This window comes from Inquilinus sp., assembly GCF_057815775.1.
Genome location: NZ_JBYRFX010000361.1, coordinates 1 through 3142, shown reverse-complemented (window position 1 = coordinate 3142; position 3142 = coordinate 1). Strand labels below are relative to the sequence as shown.

The following is a 3142-nucleotide window of genomic DNA, read 5'->3' as shown; positions in this document are numbered from 1 at the left end:
CGACGGCACCTTCTGGGACAAGGCCGGGACGCCGGAACCGACCGGCGAGCGCTATGATTTGGTGGTGGTCGGCGGCGGCATCTCAGGCCTCGCCGCCGCGATCCAGTACCGCAAGCAGGCGGGGGCGGGCGCCCGCATCCTGGTGCTCGATGCCATCGACGATTTCGGCGGCCACGCCAAGCGCAACGAATTCACCAGCGCGGATGGCCGCAGCATCATCGGCTATGGCGGGTCGCAATCGCTGCAGACGCCCAGCTATTTCAGCCCGGCGGTCAACGCACTGCTGGCCGATATCGGCATCGAGCCGCAGCGCTTCGAAACCTATTACGACCAGGGCTGGGCCGAGCAGCGCAACCTGTCCCGCGCCGTGTTCTTCCCGAAGGAGGCCTTCGGCGCCGATGCGCTGGTGAAGAAGGTCGACGCCGCCGCCGACTGGGTGCCGCAGACGCCGCTGAACGACAAGGCCAAGCAGGACCTGATCGCCCTGATCGACGCGCCGGCCGACTACCTGCCCGGCCTATCGCAGGCGCAGAAGCTGGAGCAGCTGTCGCAGACTACCTACGCCCAGTTCCTGACCGATCTGGTCAAGGCCGACCCGCAGCTGGTGACCTACTACCAGGGCTCGACGGAGGGCTATTTCGGCGTGGGCATCGACGGCACCACCTGCCTCGACGCCTGGGCCAACGGCAATCCCGGCTTCGACGGCATGGATCTGGGTGGCGGCGTCTATCCGACGATGAGCCCCAGCGGCCGGCTGGTCCGCACCGACCCGGACGAATACATCTACCATTTCCCCGACGGCAATGCTGGCGTGGCCCGGGCGATGGTGCGGGCGCTGGTCCCGGCCGCGGTGCCGGGTAGCAGCATGGAAGACCTGGTCCTCGCGCCGGTCGACTATGGTGCGCTCGATGTCGACGGCCAGCCGGCGCGGATCCGGCTGAACTCGACCGTGGTGCGGGTGAAGCACCAGGGCGACCCGGCCGCGGCCAAGTCCGTGGACATCTCCTACGTCCAGGGGGGCAAGCTGCGCACCGTCGAGGCCGGCCACGTCGTGCTGGCCTGCTGGCACCGGGTGATCCCGTTCCTGACCGACGAGCTGCCCGAGGCACAGGTGACGGCGCTGCGGGACCAGCAGAAGGTGCCGCTGATCTACACCAACGTGCTGATCCGAAACTGGACCGCCTTCGCCAATCTGGGCATCGAGGGCTTCGACGCGCCCGGGCATTTCTGGTCGGGGGCGGAGATCGACTTTCCGGTCAGCATGGGCGGCTACCGCTTCGCCGACAAGCCGGAGGACCCGGTGCTGCTGCATCTCAGCAAGGTGCCGCTGCAGCCCGGCCTGTCGTCGCGGGAACAATCGCTGGCCGGCCGGATCCAGCTGACTCAGCTGGCCTTCTCGGATATGGAGCGCGAGATCCGCGACCTGCTCGGCCGGGCCCTGTCCGGCGGCGGCTTCGATCCGGCGCGCGACATCGCGGCGATCACCGCCAACCGCTGGTCGCACGGCTATGCCTATGAATACATGCGGCCCTGGGACGCGTTCTGGCCGGACGGGACGCTGCCGATCGTGGCGGCGCGCAAGCCCTGGGGCCGGGTGGCGATCGCCAATTCCGATTCCGGCGCCTATGCCTATGCCCATTCCGCGATCGACCAGGCGACCCGGGCGGTGCGCGACCTGCTGGGCACCCCGGACAGTGCCCCGGCCTTCGCCGATTTTCCCGGGCCGCCGCGCGACAAGATCGGGCTGTAGGCCGGCGTCAGGTCTCCCGGGACAGGGGTTGCGGCACCGCCGGGCCCTGTGGCCGCGCCCGGCCCCTTGTGTTGACCAGGACCACGCCGGCGATCGCGACGGCGCCGCCCAGCAGGGTCTGCGGTCCCGGCACCTCGCCCAGCAGCGGCACGGCGAGCAGGGTGGCGACCGGCGGCACCAGGTACAGGAAATTTGCCGCCCGCGCCGCGCCGAAATGGCCCAGCGCGATGGTCCAGGTGGCATAGCCGATCGCCGCCGGCAGCACGCCGAGCACGATCACCGCCGCGACTGTGGCGGCACCGGCCTGCGGCAGTTCGGCCGCGGCTTGCGGCAGCCAGGGCGACAGCAGCACCGCGCCGGACAGCAGGGTATAGGCGGTGCAGGCCAGGGCGCCGTAGCGGGCGATCAGCGGCTTCTGGATCACGGCATAGACCGCCATGCACAGCGCAGCGCCCGCCACCAGGCTGGCCCCGGCGCCGAAGGCCAGGCCGCCCGGCTGGCCCGACGCGATCAGGGCGATGCCGGCGAAGCTGACCACCGTGCCGGCCCAGCCGCGCCCGCCGAAGCGTTCGCCCAGGACCAGCAGGGCCAGGATGGCGGTGATGATCGGGCCGGTGTTGACGATGAAGCTGGCGGCGCCGGCCGCCACGCTGCGCTCCCCGGTGTTCAATAGGATGTTGTAAGCGGCGATGCCGATCAGGCCGCAGGCGGCGAAGCGCAGCGCATCGGCCGGCGATGGCCAGGCCGGACGGCGCCAGGCCAGCCAGCCCAGCACCAGCACCGCGGCGACGGCGAAGCGGGCGGAGGCCAGCGGGGTCGGCGCCAGCTCGCGCAGCGCCAGGCGGATCGCCGGGAAGGCCGAGGCCCAGGACAGCACGGTCACCGCCACGGCGGCATGGGCAAGCGGGGCGCGGGGCATCGGGCGGCACCTGGGCAATTCGGAGACATCCCGTTCTGGCATGCGCCGGCCTGTTGACATATGGCACCGATCGAGAGCGAGCTGTGAGAATGGATCACAGCTCGCCGCGCCCGGAACGCCCGCCGCTGGACGGTCTCGACACCGTGTGCGTCGTCGCCCGTCATGCCTCCTTCAGCGCCGCGGCGGAGGCGCTGGGGCTGACCCATGGCGCGGTCAGCCGGCGCGTCGCCGCGGTCGAAGCCTGGCTGGGGCTGCGCCTGTTCGAGCGCCATGGCCGCGGGGTGCGCCCCACCCTGGACGGCCAGCGCTTCCTCGGGCGGGTGGAGGCGGCATTCCAGCTGATCGACGCCGCCGCCGATCGCTGGCGCCAGCGGCGCGGGTCGGAGGTGGTGCGGATCAGCGTGGTGTCGAGCTTCGCCAAGCTGTGGCTGTTCGAGCGGATGGCGGCGCTGGAGCAGGGCGACCCGCCGCTG

At 71.2% G+C, this 3142-nt stretch carries 3 protein-coding genes; 2 read left to right on the top strand and 1 reads right to left on the bottom strand.

Annotated elements, in window-relative coordinates; genetic code table 11:
• Nucleotides 1-1750, top strand: a 1750-nt coding sequence (locus tag AC3XYG_RS12980) for an NAD(P)-binding protein (protein ID WP_489140255.1), incomplete at its 5' end; no start/stop codon positions are given.
• A gap of 7 nt (nt 1751-1757) precedes the next feature.
• On the opposite strand, the gene AC3XYG_RS12975 is transcribed toward AC3XYG_RS12980, so the two are convergent.
• Nucleotides 1758-2669: a DMT family transporter gene (locus AC3XYG_RS12975; protein ID WP_489140254.1), complete on the bottom strand. Its 912-nt coding sequence runs from the start codon at nt 2667-2669 to the stop codon at nt 1758-1760.
• An 89-nt stretch (nt 2670-2758) separates the two neighbouring features.
• Between AC3XYG_RS12975 and AC3XYG_RS12970 the strand changes: the two genes are divergently transcribed.
• Nucleotides 2759-3142, top strand: a 384-nt coding sequence (locus AC3XYG_RS12970; RefSeq protein ID WP_489140253.1) for a LysR family transcriptional regulator, incomplete at its 3' end; no start/stop codon positions are given.